Below are 16747 nucleotides of genomic sequence, written 5' to 3' on the forward strand. Positions count from 1 at the left end.
CTGTCAACCGCCCGGCAGCATCGTCTTCAGTTTTTCCGCCGTCTGCGGGTTTGCGGGAAAGAAGGATTCGATCGCCAGCTCCGACAGGGTGACATCGACAGGCGTTCCGAAGACGGTCGTTGTGGACAGAAACGAGAGATGTCCCGTATCGGTGACAAGCTCCAGCGGCACGACAATGCCGGCGAAATCCCGTTCCGGAGCCGTCGATTTTGGCGCAGCCGGTGCGGGATAGGCGGATAATTCCGCCAGCAGTTTTGTCAACACGGGATCGCCGGTTGCCGATATCTGCTGGCGCAGGCGCTCCAGCAGATGCGCACGCCATTCGGAGAGATTGGCGATCCGCGGCGCCAAGCCATGTGGATGCAGGCTCAGCCGCAGGACATTGATCGACCCTTCGGTCAGCGAGGCATCCGTCACGCCGGCAAGCAATGGTGCGACGGCGGCATTGGCAGCGATCAACGTCCAGTGACGGTCAACAGCCAGGGCTGGGAAGGGCTCGTGTCCTTTCAGAAGCATGTCGATGGCATGGCGTGCCGGAGCAAGCGACGGATCGTCCAGTTTGCGCTCTGGAAAGACCGGCGCAAATCCAGCCGCCAGGAGCATCGGATTGCGTTCGCGCAAGGGAACGCCGAGCCGTTCGGCGAGATGCATCAGCATCTCGCGGCTTGGAAGCGCCCGCCCGCTCTCGATGAAGCTCAGATGCCGTTGCGATATATCGGCTTCAAGGGCAAATTCGAGCTGGCTCAGGCGACGGCGCTGCCGCCATTCGCGCAGGTGGTCGCCGAGAGAGCGGGCCGGGTTCATCATGCGGCGGCCGGCAGCTGGTCGATGAAGCCGTGAACGGACTTCAGCTGTTCGCCTTCTAGAATTGCGAAATCCGTGCCCTTGATCAGCGGCTCGGCATCGGCCGGGCCGAAACCCCACGAGAAGCGGAGATGGTCGCCGTAGCGATCACCGTTCGTGAGGAGGGTGAAGCGAAAGCCTGGGAAGCGCTCGTGCGCCGCCGTGACCAGCGCGTGAATCTCTTCGCGATTGCGCGCGCGCATCATCGGGTCGACATAGCTGCAGTCTTCCGTCCATACCTCGGCGATGAGCGCACGCCGGCGGTCGGTATCGGCCTCGTTCCAGATGGCGATATAGCGGTCTGCAATGGTGTTCGCATCAGTCATCGGTCAACTCCTTTGGATCGCCTGAACCGTTCAAGCAGGGCGATCATCGGCGCGTACCGAAGCACTATCAATTACGTCGGAGGTAATCAAAGGCGCGTTTTCTTACAGTCCCAGCCAGATCCTGACGGGATGGGTGGGATCCGCAAGCAACTTGATTGCAAAGGCTATGCAGACGATCACGAGCAGCGGCTTGATCAGTTTCGCACCGATGCGCATGGCGAGTCGCGAACCGAGCTGGGCGCCGAGGAATTGGCCGAGCCCCATCGTCAGACCGACTTTCCAAAGGATAGCGCCGGAGGAGATGAAGACGATCAGGCCGCCGAGATTCGAGCCGAAATTGAGCAGCTTCGTATGCGCCGTCGCCTTCAAGAGGCCGAAGCCGGCGAGCGTGACGAAGGCGAGCATCAGGAACGAGCCGGTTCCGGGGCCGAAGGCGCCGTCATAGAAGCCGATCAGCGGCACAAACGTTACGCCGAAGAGTCCGGCGCTCATGCGCCGATGCTTTTCGATATCGCCGAGATTGGGTTTCAGGGCGAAATAGAGCGCAATCGCGATCAGAAGGAAGGGCAGGATGATGCGCAGAACCTGGCTTGGCATGATGGTTGCCAGCAATGCACCGAGCATGCCTCCGATCACAGCCATCGCCGCCATCGGAAGCTGTTCGCGAAGTTGCACGTGTCCTTGCCGGGCATAGGCGATCGTTGCGGAGGCTGCGCCGCAGATGGACTGCACCTTGTTCGTGCCGAGGGTCTGCAGCGGCGGAATACCGGCCAGCAGCATGGCAGGCACGGTAATCAGCCCACCGCCGCCGGCGATCGAATCGACGAAACCAGCGAAGAACGCGGCGGCAAAGAGCAAAAGCAGCAGTTGAAATGTGATGTCTGGCAAGGTGGGGAACTCTGAGGCGGGAATTAAACGGCCTTCTGGCACTTCGATCGCCGCAAGGCAAATGTTATCAGGGCACATCAGGCGAAATTGACGCGTCGAAACGTGCCCGCTACAGCTGTCATCTCGGTCGATGCTGTTGGGAGCGACTATGACGATCTACGCCAATACCACCCGCCGCTATCTTTTGGGTCTTGGCTGTGAGCGCGGCACGGACTGGAATGAGGTGCGGATGCTTGCGGAAAGAGCCTTTCAGGAGGCTGGGATCGTAAGCGAGCAGGTTCTGGCCGTCGTGTCGATCGACACGCGCATGGATGAACCGGCGATCCTGGAGACCGCCACGCATTTTCGCCTCCCGGCGCGCTTCTTCAAGGCAGCTGCACTGGAGCGGGAGACACCCAGGCTGAAGAACCCGTCCGAGATTGTTTTTGCGCATGTCGGTTGCCACGGTGTTGCCGAGGCTGCTGCGCTTGCGGCCGCCGGCCCCGATTCCGAGCTCGTGCTTCCCAAAATTAAGTCCGGCCTTGCGACTGCGGCGATCGCCAGGATCGCCTGAGCAGCGAATTCATCCCGCAAATCTCGCAAATGATCCGCAGAGGAGATGCCGACGGCATTTCACCGTCAGCTGTTCTCGTGTATGCCGATGGGTCAAGCATGATCCGCGACGGGAGGAAATTTCCGGAAGATCAAGCTTATTCAGTATGTTGATAAGGAAAAATCATGCAAAAGGTCATTTATGATACGGATCCGGGCGTTGACGACGCCATGGCGCTTCTCTTCCTGCATCGTCACCCGAATATCGACCTTCTTGGCGTGACGACGGTTTTCGGCAATGCTTCGGTCGACACGACGACCCGCAACGCGCTGTTCCTGAAGCGCGAGTGGAATATTCCGTGCCCGGTTGCGCGCGGCGCCAGCGTCACTTTCGATCCTTCGCGGCATGAGCGGCCATGGCCGACAATGGTTCACGGCCATAACGGTCTCGGCGACATCGACGTGCCTGACATGATCGATCTGCCGACCGATCCCCGGCCAGCCTATCAGTTCATCATCGACACGGTTCGCGCGCATCCGGGGGAGGTTACCCTAGTTGCCGTCGGCCGCATGACCAATCTGGCTCTGGCGCTGAAGCATGATCCAGATATCGCCAAGCTCGTGAAAGGTGTCGTCATCATGGGCGGCAATTTTTACGTACCAGGCAATGTCTCCCCGGTCGCGGAGGCCAATATTCACGGCGATCCGGAAGCTGCGGATTTCGTCATGACAGCAGCCTGGAAAGTCGTCGTGGTCGGTCTGGACGTGACCTCGGTGACGACCATGAGCCGCGGCTATCTGGCAGACATGGCCAAGGCAGGCGGCCCTTCGGTGCAGCTTCTGGCCGACCTCTCGCAGTCCTACATCGATTTCTACAAGCATGCGGTCGAAGACGGCATGATGGTCCATGATAGCTGCGCTTGCGTCTACGTCGTGGCACCAGAGCTGTTCGACACGATCGAGGGGGCGATCCGCGTCGTCTGCGGCGGTATTGCCGACGGCCAGACGATTATCAAGCAGGACGGCCGCCGCTTCCCGCCCGGCGATTGGGACAATCTGCCGAGCCAGATCGCCTGCACCGGCATCCGCTCGCAGCAGGTTCTCGATCTGATCCGCGACGTGATTCTGGGCAAGGTGAAGCATTAAACCCCGTGAAGGGGGCGTGGCGCCCCCTTCACAATTCGCTGAAGACCATTCTCCAGCCCTATCAAGAGCCTATCTGAGTGTCCGGATATATCGAGTCTGGGACGCAGTGATTGATCGACGTGTTTTCTGTGCCCTGTCGCCGTTGGAAAAGCTCATAGCGTGCTGTCGCTCATGTCGGGGAGATGCGTGACGTAATGTCCGCAATGGGAGCGATGTCGAACGGAGATAGCCTTATCCCGTTCTCAACGTTGCAATTTCGCCCATCCGGGCATAGGACACATGGGATGAACGATACCGCCTTTTCCAATCTGCCGGCCCTGGAGCCGGGGTCCGTCTGGCTCGTCGGTGCCGGGCCGGGCGATCCGGGGCTTTTGACCCTGCTGGCCGCCAAGGGATTGGCCGAGGCTGACATCATCGTGCATGATGCGCTCGTCAATGAAGATTGCCTCAAACTAGCCCGATCGGGCGCGGTGCTGGAATATGCCGGCAAGCGCGGCGGCAAGCCTTCCGCCAAGCAGCGGGATATCTCGCTGCGCCTAGTGGAATTGGCGCGGGCCGGCAAGCGCGTTCTGCGTTTGAAAGGGGGCGATCCCTTCGTTTTCGGGCGCGGCGGCGAGGAAGCGCTGACGCTTGTCCAGCACGGCATTCCCTTCCGCATCGTGCCCGGCATCACGGCTGGGATCGGTGGTCTGGCCTATGCCGGCATTCCCGTTACCCATCGCGACGTCAACCATGCCGTCACCTTCCTGACTGGTCATGACTCCTCCGGCGTCGTGCCGGACGCGATCGATTGGGACGCGATCGGCAAGGGATCGCCCGTTATCGTCATGTATATGGCGATGAAGCACATTGCTCAGATCAGCGCGAATCTTATTGCCGCCGGCCGATCGGCGGACGAACCTGTTGCCTTCGTCTGCAATGCCGCGACATCCTCGCAGCAGGTTTTGGAGACGACGCTCGGGCGCGCGCCCGACGATGTCGAAGCCTCGGGCCTCGAGCCGCCCGCCATAGTCGTCGTCGGCGAGGTGGTGAAATTGCGGCCGTCGCTCGATTGGCTGGGCGCGCTTTCCGGCCGCATATTGCTGCCAGCAACTGAAAGCCCGGGGGAAAACGGACGCAAGGTGTCGGCATGAGCGGGCTTCTGATCGCGGCACCCTCATCAGGCTCCGGCAAGACCACATTCACGCTCGGTCTGCTGCGGGCACTGCGAAACAGGGATGTTGCGGTCGCGTCCGGCAAGGCCGGGCCGGATTATATCGATCCTGCCTTTCACGCAGCAGCGCTCGGATCCTCCTGTCTCAACTTCGATCCCTGGGCCATGCGCGCCGAACTGATTTCCGCCAATGCCGCGCTTCATCGTGCCGGCGGACGGATGCTCGTGATCGAGGGGATGATGGGCCTGTTCGACGGTGCTGCCGATGGCACTGGAACTCCGGCCGATCTTGCCGCCCTGCTTGGCCTTTCCGTCGTGCTCGTCGTCGACTGCTCTCGCATGTCGCAATCGGTTGCAGCGGTCGTCAGCGGCTTTGCCAATTTCCGGGCCGATATCCGCATTGCCGGCGTCGTGCTCAATCGCGTCGCCAGTGACAGGCATGAGACCATGTTGCGCCAGGCGCTGAATGCGGTGCGCATGCCCGTCGTCGCCGTTATCCGCAGTGACGCAAGTCTGGCCTTGCCGGAGCGGCATCTCGGTCTGGTGCAGGCGGGCGAGCATGGGGCACTCGAGCAATTTATCGAGGCGGCTGCCGAGGTCATTTCGAAAGCCTGCGATTTCGATCTGCTCCTGCGGGCAGCGCAGCAGCATCTCGTTCGCACCTCGGCGGCCAATATTGCGCGGCTTATGCCGTTCGGTCAGCGCATTGCGGTGGCGCGGGATATCGCATTCGCCTTCTGCTATGAGCATATGCTGCTCGGCTGGAAGCGTCGTGGCGCGGAAATATCCTTCTTTTCTCCGCTCGCGGATGAAGCTCCATCAGCTGATGCCGATGCCATCTATCTGCCGGGCGGCTATCCGGAGTTGCACGCCGGAAAGCTTTCCGCTGCCCAGCATTTCCGGGGTGGCATGAACGCGGCGGCCTCGCGCGGGGTGCGCATTTATGGCGAATGCGGCGGGTATATGGTGCTTGGCGAAGGTCTTGTGGATGCGGCGGGTGCGCGCCACGAAATGCTGGGCCTATTACCCGTCGTTACCAGCTACGAGAAACGACAGCGCCATCTTGGCTATCGGCGTGTGGTGCCGCTTGCCGGCTCCTTCTTCGACAAGCCGATGACGGCGCACGAGTTTCATTATTCGACCATCGTATCGGAAGGTGAGGCGGACCGTCTGTTTGCGGTGAGGGATGCGCTCAATAACGATCTTGGTGCCGCTGGCTTGCAGCGTGCCAATGTTGCCGGCTCCTACATGCATTTGATCGATCTCGCCGGTGACGCCGTATGACCAGCAGGATTGTCCATGGAGGCGGCATCACGGCTGCGGCACGCCAATATGGCGGGCGTCCGGAGGAATGGCTGGATCTGTCGACCGGCATCAATCCCAATCCGGTGACGCTGCCGGAAATCCCCGTTGCGGCATGGCATAGGCTGCCTGACCAGCATTTGCAGGAGCGGGCGCGGGAAGCGGCGAGGAACTATTACCGGAGCGGCGATATTCTGCCGTTGCCGGTTCCCGGCACGCAGTCCGTCATTCAATTGCTTCCGAGGCTGGTGCCCGGTGGCAGCGTCGCAATCCTCTCGCCGACCTATGGCGAATATGCAAGAGCCTTCACACTGGCGGGGCTGCAGGTCCGCCAGGTTTCGACGCCTGCCGAACTTACCGCCGACGACAGGCTCGTGGTTGCCGTCAATCCCAACAATCCTGATGGGCGGAGGTTACCCATTGAGCAGTTGCGGGACTTGCACGACAGGTTACGGAGCCAAGGTGGGATCCTTCTTGTCGACGAGGCCTTTGGCGATATGGAGCCGGCAGCGAGCGTGGCGCCCTTTGCCGCCTCGATGCCCAACCTCGTCATCTTCCGTTCGTTCGGAAAGTTTTTCGGACTGGCCGGCCTTCGGCTTGGGTTCGTGATTGCTGAGGCCGCGATCCTAACCCGTTTCGAGGATTGGCTCGGTCCATGGGCGGTTTCCGGACCGGCTCTCTCGATTGCCGCGTCGCTCATGGAAGGCGACACAAGCGCCATCCGAAACCGCATTCTTCAACGACATTCGGCGCTGCAGACGGTTCTTCGCCGCTCGAGCCTGCATATTGCGGGAGGCACGGCCCTGTTTGCACTGGTTGCGGACGACCGCGCCGAGGGCATATATACGCATCTCTGCCGTCATCATATTCTGGTCCGCAAGTTCGATTACGCCCGCAATTGGCTGCGCTTCGGGCTCGCTCCAGATGAAGAAGCGGATCAAAGGCTCGCCGGGGTATTAGAGGATTATTCGACATGACCGCCGACGAACATTTGCTCATTCTGGTCCTGGCCTTGTTGCTTGACCGCCTCGTCGGCGATCCCGACTGGTTGTGGCAGCGCTTTCCGCATCCGGTCGTGCTGTTCGGCAAGGCGATTTCATCCTTCGACCAGCGGTTCAATGCAAAGCATCTGCCCGGCGTGCTTCGCCGCCGCAACGGGGTGATGTCGATCGTCGCGCTGCTCATGGGCGCCGTTATCGCCGGCTGGGCCATTCATGGATTTCTCGCCTTCTTCGGCTGGCTCGGCATCCTGGTCGAGGCGGGGCTTGTGGCGGTTTTCATGGCGCAGAAGAGCCTGGCCGACCATGTCGAGCAAGTTTCGCGGGCATTGCGTGCCGATGGTCTGGAAGGCGGGCGTCTCGCCGTATCGCGCATCGTCGGTCGGGATCCCGAGACGCTGGATGAGCCGGGTATCTGCCGTGCGGCCATCGAAAGCCTTGCCGAGAATTTTTCCGACGGTGTCGTCGCACCGGCGCTGTGGTACGGCGTTTTCGGCTTGCCAGGCCTTTTCTTCTACAAGATGCTCAACACTGCCGATTCGATGATCGGCCATAAATCCGAGACCTATGTCGATTTTGGTCGCGCTGCTGCGCGCCTCGACGATATAGCCAACTGGCCGGCCGCGCGCCTGTCCATCTTGTTGATTGCTGCCGGCGCTCTGATCAAACGTGGCATCTCCGCGCTTGGAAATGCGATCCGCATCGCCGTCCGCGATGGCGGGCTGCACCGTTCACCAAACTCCGGCCGGCCCGAGGCGGCTATGGCCGGCGCGCTCGATATCCAGCTCGCAGGTCCGCGAATCTATGGCGGTGAGCTCGTGCGTGAGCCGATGATCAACGGCTCCGGCCGCGACACTGCTACGGTCAACGACATCGAAGCCGGCATTTCCATATTCTATTCCGCCTGCACGATGCTGACGCTTCTCGCTTTCCTGGGTTTTCTGCTGCTCTTGTGAGCGTTCCGAAATTAAGCAATCGCTCACTATATGTATTAATTTGGTATAATCAGCATAGCGATAGACTCTCCCATCGTCTGAATTGCTTCATAAGGAAGCAAACAGTCGGAGGGGCAAGATGAGGCGTATCGCGTTCGCAGTAACGGCATGCCTGTGCATGCAATTCCACACCGTTTCGGCCCATGCCGGGACTGTTCTTGCAGTGGTCGATCTTCGATCGCAAACAATGACCGTTTCGGAGGATGGAGCTCTGAAGTATCGCTGGCGAGTGTCGACGGCGCGCAGGGGGTATGTGACGCCGACCGGCTCCTACACGGCCAAATGGCTGTCCAGGGATCACCGCTCGAAAAAATATGACGATGCGCCGATGCCTTATGCCGTGTTCTTCAACGGCGGCTATGCCATTCACGGCACCTATGAGGTGCGGCGGCTCGGCCGGCCGGCGTCGCATGGTTGCGTGCGGCTCGATACCCGCAATGCCGCTACTTTCTTTGCGATGACATCGGATGCCGGGCTCCACAACACCCGCATCGTGATCAGCGAGTGATCTTTCGCCAACAAGCGCTTTGTCATGCGGTTCGGCCGCAATGCTGCCGCATCTCGCGTCCATGTCGCGCGTGATTTCACAGGTATGACGCGGCAGTCATTTTGCTGTTTGCGCAACACTGTCTTGCCAAATTGCCGGGGTTTCTGGTGGAAACCATTGGCTTTTGGAATGGATTTCCCTATGAGGGGGATGAATTATTATTTCAAGAGGTATGGGCAGTGACTGCTACATTTGACAAAGTTGCCGACATCATCGCTGAAACCAGCGAAATCGACCGTGACACCATCACCCCGGATAGCCACACGATCGACGACCTCGGCATCGACAGCCTGGACTTCCTGGATATCGTTTTCGCGATCGACAAGGAATTCGGCATCAAGATCCCGCTCGAGCAGTGGACGCAGGAAGTCAACGAAGGCAAGGTCTCGACCGAGGAATACTTCGTCCTGAAGAATCTCTGTGCCAAGATCGATGAGTTGCGCGCCGCCAAGGGCTGAGCGACATCCTTGCATTTTTTGACGCCCAGCCGCCTTTGAATATGGCGGCCGGGCGGTTTCATTCTTAAATAGCGTATCCCGCCCGGCGCGTCCTGCATTGCCGGGTTGGATCGGAGGCGTTGATGCTGCTGGAATATTTCCAGATGATCGACAGGGTCGAGTCCGTCGATCTGTCCAAGGGCCAGTTGAAGGCTCATTCCGTCGTTCCGGCGAAAAGCCCTGTTTTCGAAGGCCATTTCCCGGGCATGCCCCTGGTGCCTGGCGTTCTTCTTATCGAAACCATGGCGCAGGCCTCGGGCATGCTGGTGCTTGCTGCGACGAATTTTGCCTATATGCCGTTCCTGATGTCGGTCGATGGCGCGAAGATGCGAACCTTTGTCGAGCCGGAAGCCGAACTCGATATCGAAGCAGATTTGGAACACGAGGGTTCGGGCTTCGCCGTCACCAAGGCGCGTATTACCATTGCCGGAAAGAAGGTTTGCGATGCGCAGTTGAAGCTGCGCACCATGCCGTTTAATGAGGTGCCGCTCGGCGATATCGTGCGCAAGCGGGCAGGCGAGGTCGGGCTTCTCGACGCCATCGCCGCCAACGGTTGATGCTGCCGGCTTGTTCGGCGCCGCATTCGAAGAGGATTGATGAATGAGCAAGGCTCAGAATGATGTGGTGATCACAGGTATCGGCATCGTTACCTGCCAGGGCGTTGGCAAGGACGCGCATGTCGCCTTGCTGACCGCGGACAAGGCGCCGGCGACCATCGTCGAAACCGAGAAGTTCAAGCCCTATCCCGTGCATCCACTGCCCGAAATAGATTGGTCGCAACAGATCCCGAAGCGTGGTGATCAGCGCCAGATGGAAAACTGGCAGCGCATCGGCGTGTTCACCGCCGGCTTGGCGCTCGACGATGCCGGCTTCAAGGATGATCTGGAAGCCTGCGGCACCATGGACATGATCGTGGCGGCCGGCGGCGGCGAGCGCGACATCAATGTCGATACGCTGATTGTCAATGAGGGTCTGAAGCGCAACGACCGCGAGCTGCTGCTGAACGAGAAGCTGACGACCGAATTGCGGCCGACGCTGTTCCTGGCGCAGCTTTCGAACCTACTCGCCGGCAATATCTCGATCGTGCACAAGGTCACGGGCTCGTCGCGCACTTTCATGGGCGAAGAGGCTTCCGGCATTTCGGCAGTGGAGACCGCGTTCCACCGTATCAAGTCCGGTGAATCGAGCCATGCTCTCGTAGGCGGCGCATTTTCCGCCGAGCGGCTCGACATGATCCTGCTGATCGAATCGATCAACGCGCATGCCACTGGTGACTGGCATCCCATCTGGTCGCGCAAGCCGGAAGATGGCGGCGGCATGATCATGGGTTCGCTCAGCGCCTTCCTCGTTCTTGAATCGCGTGCGCATGCCGAAGGTCGCGGCGCCCGTATCTATGCGATCATCGATGCCGTCGAGGGCGATCGCGGCCGGCGCGACGAGGGCAAGTTCGAGACGCGACTGGAGCGCATGCTCGCGCCAGCCAAGCAGATGTCCGGCGATGCGACCGTCGTCTTTTCCGGCACGACAGCGATCCCCGATCTTGCCCAGCGCGAAAAGGCAGTGCTCGATGCGCAGCTTCCGGGCTCGGCCATTCGCGCTTATTCCGGTGTTTCCGGGCATGGGTTGGAAAGCCAATTCCCGCTCGGGCTCGCCTTCGCGGCATTGGCTGTCGCAAGCCAGGCCAAGGTGCCGCCTTTCGATGCTGCGCATGAAAAGCCAATGACTACGGGTGCCCGCAAAGCCGTGGTCACGACCGTCGGCCATGTGCGCGGCGAAGGCATTGCCGTATTGTCAGCTGAAGCGTGAGGAACAGGATATGACCGCTTACAAGGATCATCTCGGACGCCCGATCGTTGCCGTTACCGGCATGGGGATCATCACGTCGCTGGGGCAGGGCCTGCAGGACAATTGGAATGCATTGTCGTCTGGCACTTCCGGCATTCACGGCATTACCCGCTTTCCGACGGACGGCCTTTCGACGCGCATTGCCGGCACCGTGGACTTCATCGATATTCCCGCTCCGAACGCGGTCGAGCGCTCCTATGCTTTCGCCCGCGAAACAACCATTGAAGCTCTGGCTCAAGCCGGGATTTCTGGCGATTTCGACGCGCCGCTGTTCCTGGCTGCGCCGCCGATCGAACCCGAATGGAGCGCCCGTTTCGAACTGGCCGACCGCTCTCCTCCGGCAGATCATGAGGGCGATGCATATGAGCGCTTTCTCGCCGCCATGCGCCAACGTCCCGATCCGGCCTTCCATGAAGCGGCTCTTTTCGGCGCCATTTCCGAGCGCCTTGCCGACCGTTTTGGCACGCGCGGCCTGCCGGTGACGCTGTCGACTGCCTGTGCATCGGGCGTCACTGCTATTCAGTTGGGCATTGAAGCTATCCGTCAGGGACGCACCACGCGAGCACTGACCGTTGCTACCGACGGTTCGCTTAGCGCCGAGGCGCTGATCCGCTTCTCGCTGTTGTCGGCGCTGTCGACACAGAACGATCCGCCGACCAAGGCTTCCAAGCCCTTCAGCAAGGACCGTGACGGTTTCGTCATCGCGGAAGGCGCTGCGACGCTGGTGCTGGAATCGCTGGAGGCAGCGGTCGCACGCGGCGCCAAGATCCTCGGCATCATGAAGGGTGCGGGGGACAAGGCCGATTCCTTCCATCGCACCCGGTCTTCACCGGACGGCGGCCCGGCGATCGCGACGATCCGCGCGGCACTGGCCGATGCCGGCATGGCCGAAACCGATATCGGCTATATCAATGCGCACGGCACCTCGACGCCGGAAAACGACAAGATGGAATATGGCGCGATGTCGGCCGTCTTCGGCGAGCGGCTTCCGACCATTCCGGTTTCCTCGAACAAGTCGATGATCGGCCATACGCTGACGGCTGCGGGTGCGGTCGAAGCGGTGTTCTCGCTGCAGACGATGCTGACCGGCACGCTGCCGCCGACCATCAACTACAACAATCCCGATCCGTCGATCATCCTCGACGTGGTGCCGAACAAGAAGCGTGAAAAGCAGGTAAGTGCCGTTCTTTCGAACTCTTTCGGGTTCGGCGGCCAGAATGCCAGCCTTGTCATGGCGCTTGAACCGGCTTAATCGGACTTCTGAAAAACAGGATACAACTGCGCCCGAGAGGCGAGGGACTTTGCCATGCGTGCTTTGCAACTGATCGACGACCGCAAACTTGAGATCACCGATCTGCCGGAGCCGGATGCGCCGGGCGCGGGTGAGGTGACCTTGCGCGTCAAGGCCGTCGCTCTCAATCACATCGATGTGTGGGGCTGGCGCGGCATGGCCTTTGCCAAGCGCAAGATGCCGCTGGTCATCGGCGCGGAGGCTGCCGGCGTGGTCGAAGCGATCGGCCCAGGTGTTGCCAATGTCCTGCCGGGCCAGCTCGTATCGATCTACGGCGCGCGCACCTGCGGTCTTTGCCGCCATTGCCGCGAAGGACGTGACAATCTGTGCGAACATGTCGGTGGCGTCCACGGTTTCCATCTCGATGGTTTCGCGCAGGAGAAGGTCAATCTTCCGGCTCGCCTGCTCGTTCCGGCGCCTCCCGGCGTCGATGCGGTGGGTGCCGCGCTTGCTCCGGTGACTTTCGGTACCGTCGAGCACATGCTGTTCGACAATGCCAAGCTTGAACCGGGCGAAACGATCCTCGTTCACGCGGGCGGCTCGGGTATCGGTACCGCCGCGATCCAGCTTGCCAAGAAGATCGGCTGCACCGTGATCACGACGGTCGGTTCCGACGACAAGATCGAGAAGGCCAAAGCGCTCGGCGCCGATCACGTCATCAATTATCGCACCGACCGCTTCGAGGGCGTTGTGCGCAAGCTGACGAAGAAAAAGGGTGTCGATGTGGTCTTCGAACATGTCGGCAAGGACACCTGGGCCGGCTCCATGCTCTGCATGAAGCGCGGCGGCCGTCTCGTCACCTGCGGTTCGACTTCGGGCGTTTCGACCGAAATGAACCTGATGATGCTGTTCCAGCAGCAGTTGAAGCTGCTTGGCTCCTTCGGCTGCCGCATGGAGAACATGGCCAATGCGATGCAGAAGATGGCGCGCGGACTGGTTCATCCCGTGATCGATACCGAAGTCGGCTTCAATGACATCGACCGGGCGCTGGAGCGGATGGAATCGCGCCAGATCTTCGGCAAGATCATCCTGAAGATGGACTGAGCAGCGTGAAGCTCTTCATCACCCGGATCGTCCTCGCGCTCAGAAATTTCCGGCAGTGGCGGGTGGCGCAGGTCATTTTCGGCTTCCTGAATTTCCTGAAGCTGTTTCCGGCGGATGCAGGCATCAACTTTGCCGATTGGCTAACCCGCAAGATCGGTCCGCGCATGCGCCGGCATCAATTGATGCTGACCAATCTGCGCAACGCCTTTCCCGAAAAGAGCGAGGCGGAGATCGAGGAAATTGCGCGTGCAAGCTGGGGCAATATGGGGCGCCTGGCAGCAGAATATGTGTTTCTCGACCGGCTTTTCGATTTCGATCCCTTCAGCGACAAGCCTGGCCGCATCGAAGTTTCCGGTATTCCGATCTTTCTCGATCTGAGGGACAATCCGCGCCCGTTCATCGTTTTTACCGGACATACCGGCAATTTCGAACTACTGCCGGTCGCGGGAGCGGCCTTTGGCCTGACCGTGACCGTACTCTTCCGACCGCCGAACAATCCCTATGTCGCTCAGAAGGTTTTCGACTTCCGGGCTAAACGTATGGGCAACCTCGTTCCCTCCCACGCCGGCTCCTCGTTCAGCCTTGCGCGGGAGCTGGAAGCGGGTCGCGGCGTCGGCGTACTGGTCGACCAGAAATTCCGCAAGGGTTTGAAGACGTCGTTCTTCGGCAGGGACGTAAAGACGAATCCGCTGTTGCCGAAGCTGGTGCGTCAGTTCAATTGCGAGGTCTATCCGGCCCGCTGCATCCGCCTGCCCGGCAATCGCTACCGGCTGGAGATCGAGCCGAAGCTCGAGATGCCGCGCAACGAAGCCGGCGGTCTCGATCTGACCGCAACGGCGCAGATGCTGAACGACAAGGTTGAGAGCTGGGTGCGGGAAAACCCTGAGCAATGGCTCTGGTATCATGATCGCTGGAATATCAAGAAGAGCGTTTTCTAGGCATCCATTGCGGCCCGTTAGCGACAGTTTTGCATTGTATATTTGCATCCGGTCTTCATGCAGTCATTACGCCAGGTAAGCCTTGCATTTCAGAAAGTTCTCCTTTCCCGAGAACTTCCGCTCATCCGGATTGAAAGTAGGGATAAGTCATGTTAATTCACAATGCAGAAAGTTTGGTGAGAATGCGGACACCAAGCTGAATATCCTTGGGCATGGTAACGCCGGGAAACGAGGCCCCTGCGTCCTGCTGTGTGCGGGGACAGGAGGGCAATTTTGCTGGCACTCTTTCATGCCTTCTCCACGAAATGTAACCAGATTCAGCGTGCGATAAAACTTGGCGATGATGAGCTTGTAGCGTCACTGGATCGCGAATTGGAGCCACTTATCGCGGCTATCCTGGCCTATAAGGCTACGAGTCTGCTTGAAATTTACATGCAGCTCCAGTTCATGAACAATCTCATCCGAGAAGAATCGGACGATCGCTCGCGCGTCATGCGCAACTCCGCATCGCTGTCGGTATTGATCGATCGCTACTTCGGCGGTGCAAGCGAAGCAGCAGGCGAAGTTCTTCGGGCGTTTTCAAGCGAGAAAATCGATCGGGACGATGCGTTCGGCTTCGAAGAAAGCAGCGTTCTCAATGATGTCATTCTGGACAGCCTGCCGGATCGCGTTGCCGTCGTGACGCGGGACTATCGCTACCTCTACAGCAACGCCGCCAATTCGGAGTTTCTGAAGTCGAAGCCGATGGAACTCGTGGGACGTCATATCTCGGAATTTGTCGGTGCGGAAGATTTCGAAAACAGCCTCAAGGCGAAGCTTGATGCTTGCTTTACCGGGGAGAAGGTGGAGTGCCTTTATCCCTCCTATCGCCAGATCGAACCCGGCAAGGTATTTCACTGCACGATGACGCCGTTGCGGGCAAAGGCGGAAGTGATCGGCGCATTGCTCGTCATGCACGAGATCATCGCCGTTCCTGCAGGCATGCTGGTGGCTTGAACTCGCGTTCAGGCCCCAAACAGCGGTTTTCCAATCACGTCCGGTATCAGGCGAAGATTGTGTTCGCTTGATCTGGTGCTGTCTCGATCCACTTCGACCGTATCGGACCGCGATCGATCGCTCGCCTCTTCGTTATCGCCGCTGCATTCGAAGCAGTAGCAGCGGAACCGGATCACTTTCGGCTGTTTCATGCCGGTAACCTGTTCCAGCTTGCAAAGGGATCGGGCAGATTGCGCCAACGCTCGGGCGTGAAGCGGTCCGCCTTGACGAGGCAGGCATCCAGTTCGGCGGTAATCTGTTTTTCGCTCATCGGGTCGGCGCCGATGAACACCAGCTCCTGGCGGCGGTCCCCCCAGATCGGATCGAGATAGGGTGCCAGCGCTCGCTGGAAGCCGGGATCGCGCGGCCATTGGTCCTGCGGCACGGCAGCCCACCAGAGGCCCATCTTGCCCGTGCGGACGAGCGCACCCGCCTGGCTCATTTCGCCGACATAATAGGGCCGCGTCGCCAGCCAGAAGAAGCCCTTGGCTCTGACAACGCCCGGCCACGAGCGGTTGAGGAAGGCTTGGAATTTCGCGGGGTCGAATGGTTTCTTCGCGCGGTAGACGAAGGAGCGAATGCCATATTCTTCCGTTTCGGGAACATGATCCTTGAAACCGTGCAATTCCTTGTACCAGAGCGGATGCGTTTCGGCGCGATCGATATCGAAGCGTCCGGTGCCGAGAACCTCCGCCGGTTCGACCGCACCGAAATCCGCTTCGATGAGACGCGCATCGGGGTTGAGGCCGACGATGATCTTGCGGGCGGCGTCGCGTTGTTCAACCGTTGCCGAACCGACCTTGTTGAGAATGACGACATCGGCAAATTCGATCTGCTCGACCAGCAGGTCGACAATGGTCCGGTTGTCGCCTTCACCTGCGGTTTCGCCGCGATCGGCCAGGAAATCGGTCGACCCGTAGTCGGCGAGAAGATTGGCCGCATCGACGACCGTCACCATCGTATCTAGCCGGGCAACGTCGGAAAGACTGCGTCCGTCTTCGTCACGGAATTCGAAAGTGGTTGCAACGGGCAGGGGCTCGGCAACGCCTGTAGATTCGATTAGGAGGTAATCGAAGCGATCCTGCTCCGCGAGCTGACGGACTTCCTTCAGCAGGTCGTCGCGCAGCGTGCAACAGATGCAGCCATTGGTCATCTCGACGAGCTGTTCCTCGGTGCGGGAGAGATTGGCGCCGCCATCGCGCACCAGAGCCGCATCGATATTCACTTCGCTCATGTCGTTGACGATGACAGCGACGCGCAGGCCCTCGCGATTGTTGAGGATATGATTGAGCAGCGTCGTCTTGCCGGCGCCGAGAAAACCGGAGAGGACGGTAACCGGGAGCTTCTTGTTCATGACAACCTCTTTTG

General features: G+C 60.0%; 18 protein-coding genes. 14 read left to right on the plus strand and 4 right to left on the minus strand.

From position 1 onward, the window contains the following. Window positions 1-3 precede the first annotated feature (3 nt). From FBZ97_RS05480 to FBZ97_RS05490, 3 genes are all read right to left on the minus strand, one after another. A complete protein-coding gene (locus FBZ97_RS05480) occupies window positions 4-807 on the minus strand; it encodes a helix-turn-helix transcriptional regulator (protein ID WP_145317057.1) in 804 nt (267 codons plus the stop codon). Then, window positions 804-1169, minus strand: coding sequence for a nuclear transport factor 2 family protein (locus FBZ97_RS05485; RefSeq protein ID WP_113390281.1), 366 nt, complete (start codon window positions 1167-1169; stop codon window positions 804-806). The genes FBZ97_RS05480 and FBZ97_RS05485 overlap by 4 nt, the downstream gene beginning before the upstream one ends. Before the next feature lie 102 nt (window positions 1170-1271). Next, complete coding sequence (locus FBZ97_RS05490; RefSeq protein WP_145317059.1) at window positions 1272-2057, minus strand: TSUP family transporter; 786 nt, start codon at window positions 2055-2057, stop codon at window positions 1272-1274. 148 nt (window positions 2058-2205) lie between these two features. Between FBZ97_RS05490 and FBZ97_RS05495 the strand changes: the two genes are divergently transcribed. The 14 genes from FBZ97_RS05495 (at window position 2206) to FBZ97_RS05560 (ending at window position 15340) form a co-directional block, all read left to right on the plus strand. Then, window positions 2206-2610, plus strand: a complete 405-nt coding sequence (locus FBZ97_RS05495; RefSeq protein ID WP_145317061.1) for a cobalamin biosynthesis protein — start codon at window positions 2206-2208, stop codon at window positions 2608-2610. Between the two features lie 164 nt (window positions 2611-2774). Further along, the gene (locus FBZ97_RS05500) at window positions 2775-3734 is read left to right on the plus strand and encodes a nucleoside hydrolase (RefSeq protein WP_145317062.1); all 960 of its coding nucleotides are present in this window, start codon (window positions 2775-2777) and stop codon (window positions 3732-3734) included. Between the two features lie 284 nt (window positions 3735-4018). After that, on the plus strand, window positions 4019-4867 hold the full coding sequence (gene cobA, locus FBZ97_RS05505) for a uroporphyrinogen-III C-methyltransferase (RefSeq protein WP_145317064.1): 849 nt from the start codon (window positions 4019-4021) through the stop codon (window positions 4865-4867). Next, window positions 4864-6171: a cobyrinate a,c-diamide synthase gene (locus tag FBZ97_RS05510; protein ID WP_145317066.1), complete on the plus strand. Its 1308-nt coding sequence runs from the start codon at window positions 4864-4866 to the stop codon at window positions 6169-6171. Before cobA ends, FBZ97_RS05510 begins: the two co-directional genes overlap by 4 nt. After that, window positions 6168-7166, plus strand: a complete 999-nt coding sequence (gene cobD / locus FBZ97_RS05515) for a threonine-phosphate decarboxylase CobD (RefSeq protein ID WP_145317068.1) — start codon at window positions 6168-6170, stop codon at window positions 7164-7166. The genes FBZ97_RS05510 and cobD overlap by 4 nt, the downstream gene beginning before the upstream one ends. After that, window positions 7163-8143: an adenosylcobinamide-phosphate synthase CbiB gene (gene cbiB / locus FBZ97_RS05520; RefSeq protein ID WP_145317071.1), complete on the plus strand. Its 981-nt coding sequence runs from the start codon at window positions 7163-7165 to the stop codon at window positions 8141-8143. The genes cobD and cbiB overlap by 4 nt, the downstream gene beginning before the upstream one ends. Window positions 8144-8261: 118 nt before the next feature. Then, window positions 8262-8690: a L,D-transpeptidase gene (locus FBZ97_RS05525; protein WP_069613140.1), complete on the plus strand. Its 429-nt coding sequence runs from the start codon at window positions 8262-8264 to the stop codon at window positions 8688-8690. A gap of 218 nt (window positions 8691-8908) precedes the next feature. After that, the gene (locus FBZ97_RS05530) at window positions 8909-9187 is read left to right on the plus strand and encodes an acyl carrier protein (RefSeq protein WP_069613139.1); all 279 of its coding nucleotides are present in this window, start codon (window positions 8909-8911) and stop codon (window positions 9185-9187) included. 122 nt (window positions 9188-9309) lie between these two features. After that, window positions 9310-9783 (plus strand): 3-hydroxyacyl-ACP dehydratase FabZ family protein, encoded by a 474-nt coding sequence (locus FBZ97_RS05535; protein WP_095435134.1) that lies wholly within the window; start codon window positions 9310-9312, stop codon window positions 9781-9783. A gap of 43 nt (window positions 9784-9826) precedes the next feature. Beyond that, window positions 9827-11032, plus strand: a complete 1206-nt coding sequence (locus tag FBZ97_RS05540) for a beta-ketoacyl-ACP synthase (RefSeq protein ID WP_145317073.1) — start codon at window positions 9827-9829, stop codon at window positions 11030-11032. Window positions 11033-11042: 10 nt separating this feature from the next. Next, complete coding sequence (locus tag FBZ97_RS05545; RefSeq protein ID WP_113333042.1) at window positions 11043-12323, plus strand: beta-ketoacyl-ACP synthase; 1281 nt, start codon at window positions 11043-11045, stop codon at window positions 12321-12323. Between the two features lie 54 nt (window positions 12324-12377). Then, a complete protein-coding gene (locus FBZ97_RS05550) occupies window positions 12378-13406 on the plus strand; it encodes a zinc-binding dehydrogenase (protein ID WP_112721150.1) in 1029 nt (342 codons plus the stop codon). A gap of 5 nt (window positions 13407-13411) precedes the next feature. Further along, entirely contained in the window at window positions 13412-14344 is a 933-nt protein-coding gene (locus tag FBZ97_RS05555; protein WP_145317075.1) for a lipid A biosynthesis lauroyl acyltransferase, read from the plus strand. A 273-nt stretch (window positions 14345-14617) separates the two neighbouring features. Then, window positions 14618-15340: a PAS domain-containing protein gene (locus tag FBZ97_RS05560; protein WP_113333045.1), complete on the plus strand. Its 723-nt coding sequence runs from the start codon at window positions 14618-14620 to the stop codon at window positions 15338-15340. A gap of 187 nt (window positions 15341-15527) precedes the next feature. On the opposite strand, the gene zigA is transcribed toward FBZ97_RS05560, so the two are convergent. After that, on the minus strand, window positions 15528-16733 hold the full coding sequence (zigA, locus tag FBZ97_RS05565; protein WP_145317077.1) for a zinc metallochaperone GTPase ZigA: 1206 nt from the start codon (window positions 16731-16733) through the stop codon (window positions 15528-15530). Window positions 16734-16747: the final 14 nt, after the last annotated feature.

Source organism: Rhizobium sp. ERR 942, from assembly GCF_007828395.1.
Lineage (GTDB): Bacteria > Pseudomonadota > Alphaproteobacteria > Rhizobiales > Rhizobiaceae > Rhizobium > Rhizobium dioscoreae.

Excerpts from the sequence above, each read along its gene's own strand:
- cobA (WP_145317064.1), top strand. The coding sequence starts at position 4,019 with ATGAACGATACCGCCTTTTCCAATCTGCCGGCCCTGGAGCCGGGGTCC.
- FBZ97_RS05500 (WP_145317062.1), top strand. The coding sequence starts at position 2,775 with ATGCAAAAGGTCATTTATGATACGGATCCGGGCGTTGACGACGCCATG.
- FBZ97_RS05525 (WP_069613140.1), top strand. The coding sequence starts at position 8,262 with ATGAGGCGTATCGCGTTCGCAGTAACGGCATGCCTGTGCATGCAATTC.
- FBZ97_RS05510 (WP_145317066.1), top strand. The coding sequence starts at position 4,864 with ATGAGCGGGCTTCTGATCGCGGCACCCTCATCAGGCTCCGGCAAGACC.
- FBZ97_RS05550 (WP_112721150.1), top strand. The coding sequence starts at position 12,378 with ATGCGTGCTTTGCAACTGATCGACGACCGCAAACTTGAGATCACCGAT.
- FBZ97_RS05535 (WP_095435134.1), top strand. The coding sequence starts at position 9,310 with ATGCTGCTGGAATATTTCCAGATGATCGACAGGGTCGAGTCCGTCGAT.
- FBZ97_RS05495 (WP_145317061.1), top strand. The coding sequence starts at position 2,206 with ATGACGATCTACGCCAATACCACCCGCCGCTATCTTTTGGGTCTTGGC.
- FBZ97_RS05540 (WP_145317073.1), top strand. The coding sequence starts at position 9,827 with ATGAGCAAGGCTCAGAATGATGTGGTGATCACAGGTATCGGCATCGTT.
- FBZ97_RS05485 (WP_113390281.1), bottom strand. The coding sequence starts at position 1,169 with ATGACTGATGCGAACACCATTGCAGACCGCTATATCGCCATCTGGAAC.
- cobD (WP_145317068.1), top strand. The coding sequence starts at position 6,168 with ATGACCAGCAGGATTGTCCATGGAGGCGGCATCACGGCTGCGGCACGC.
- cbiB (WP_145317071.1), top strand. The coding sequence starts at position 7,163 with ATGACCGCCGACGAACATTTGCTCATTCTGGTCCTGGCCTTGTTGCTT.
- FBZ97_RS05545 (WP_113333042.1), top strand. The coding sequence starts at position 11,043 with ATGACCGCTTACAAGGATCATCTCGGACGCCCGATCGTTGCCGTTACC.
- zigA (WP_145317077.1), bottom strand. The coding sequence starts at position 16,733 with ATGAACAAGAAGCTCCCGGTTACCGTCCTCTCCGGTTTTCTCGGCGCC.
- FBZ97_RS05480 (WP_145317057.1), bottom strand. The coding sequence starts at position 807 with ATGATGAACCCGGCCCGCTCTCTCGGCGACCACCTGCGCGAATGGCGG.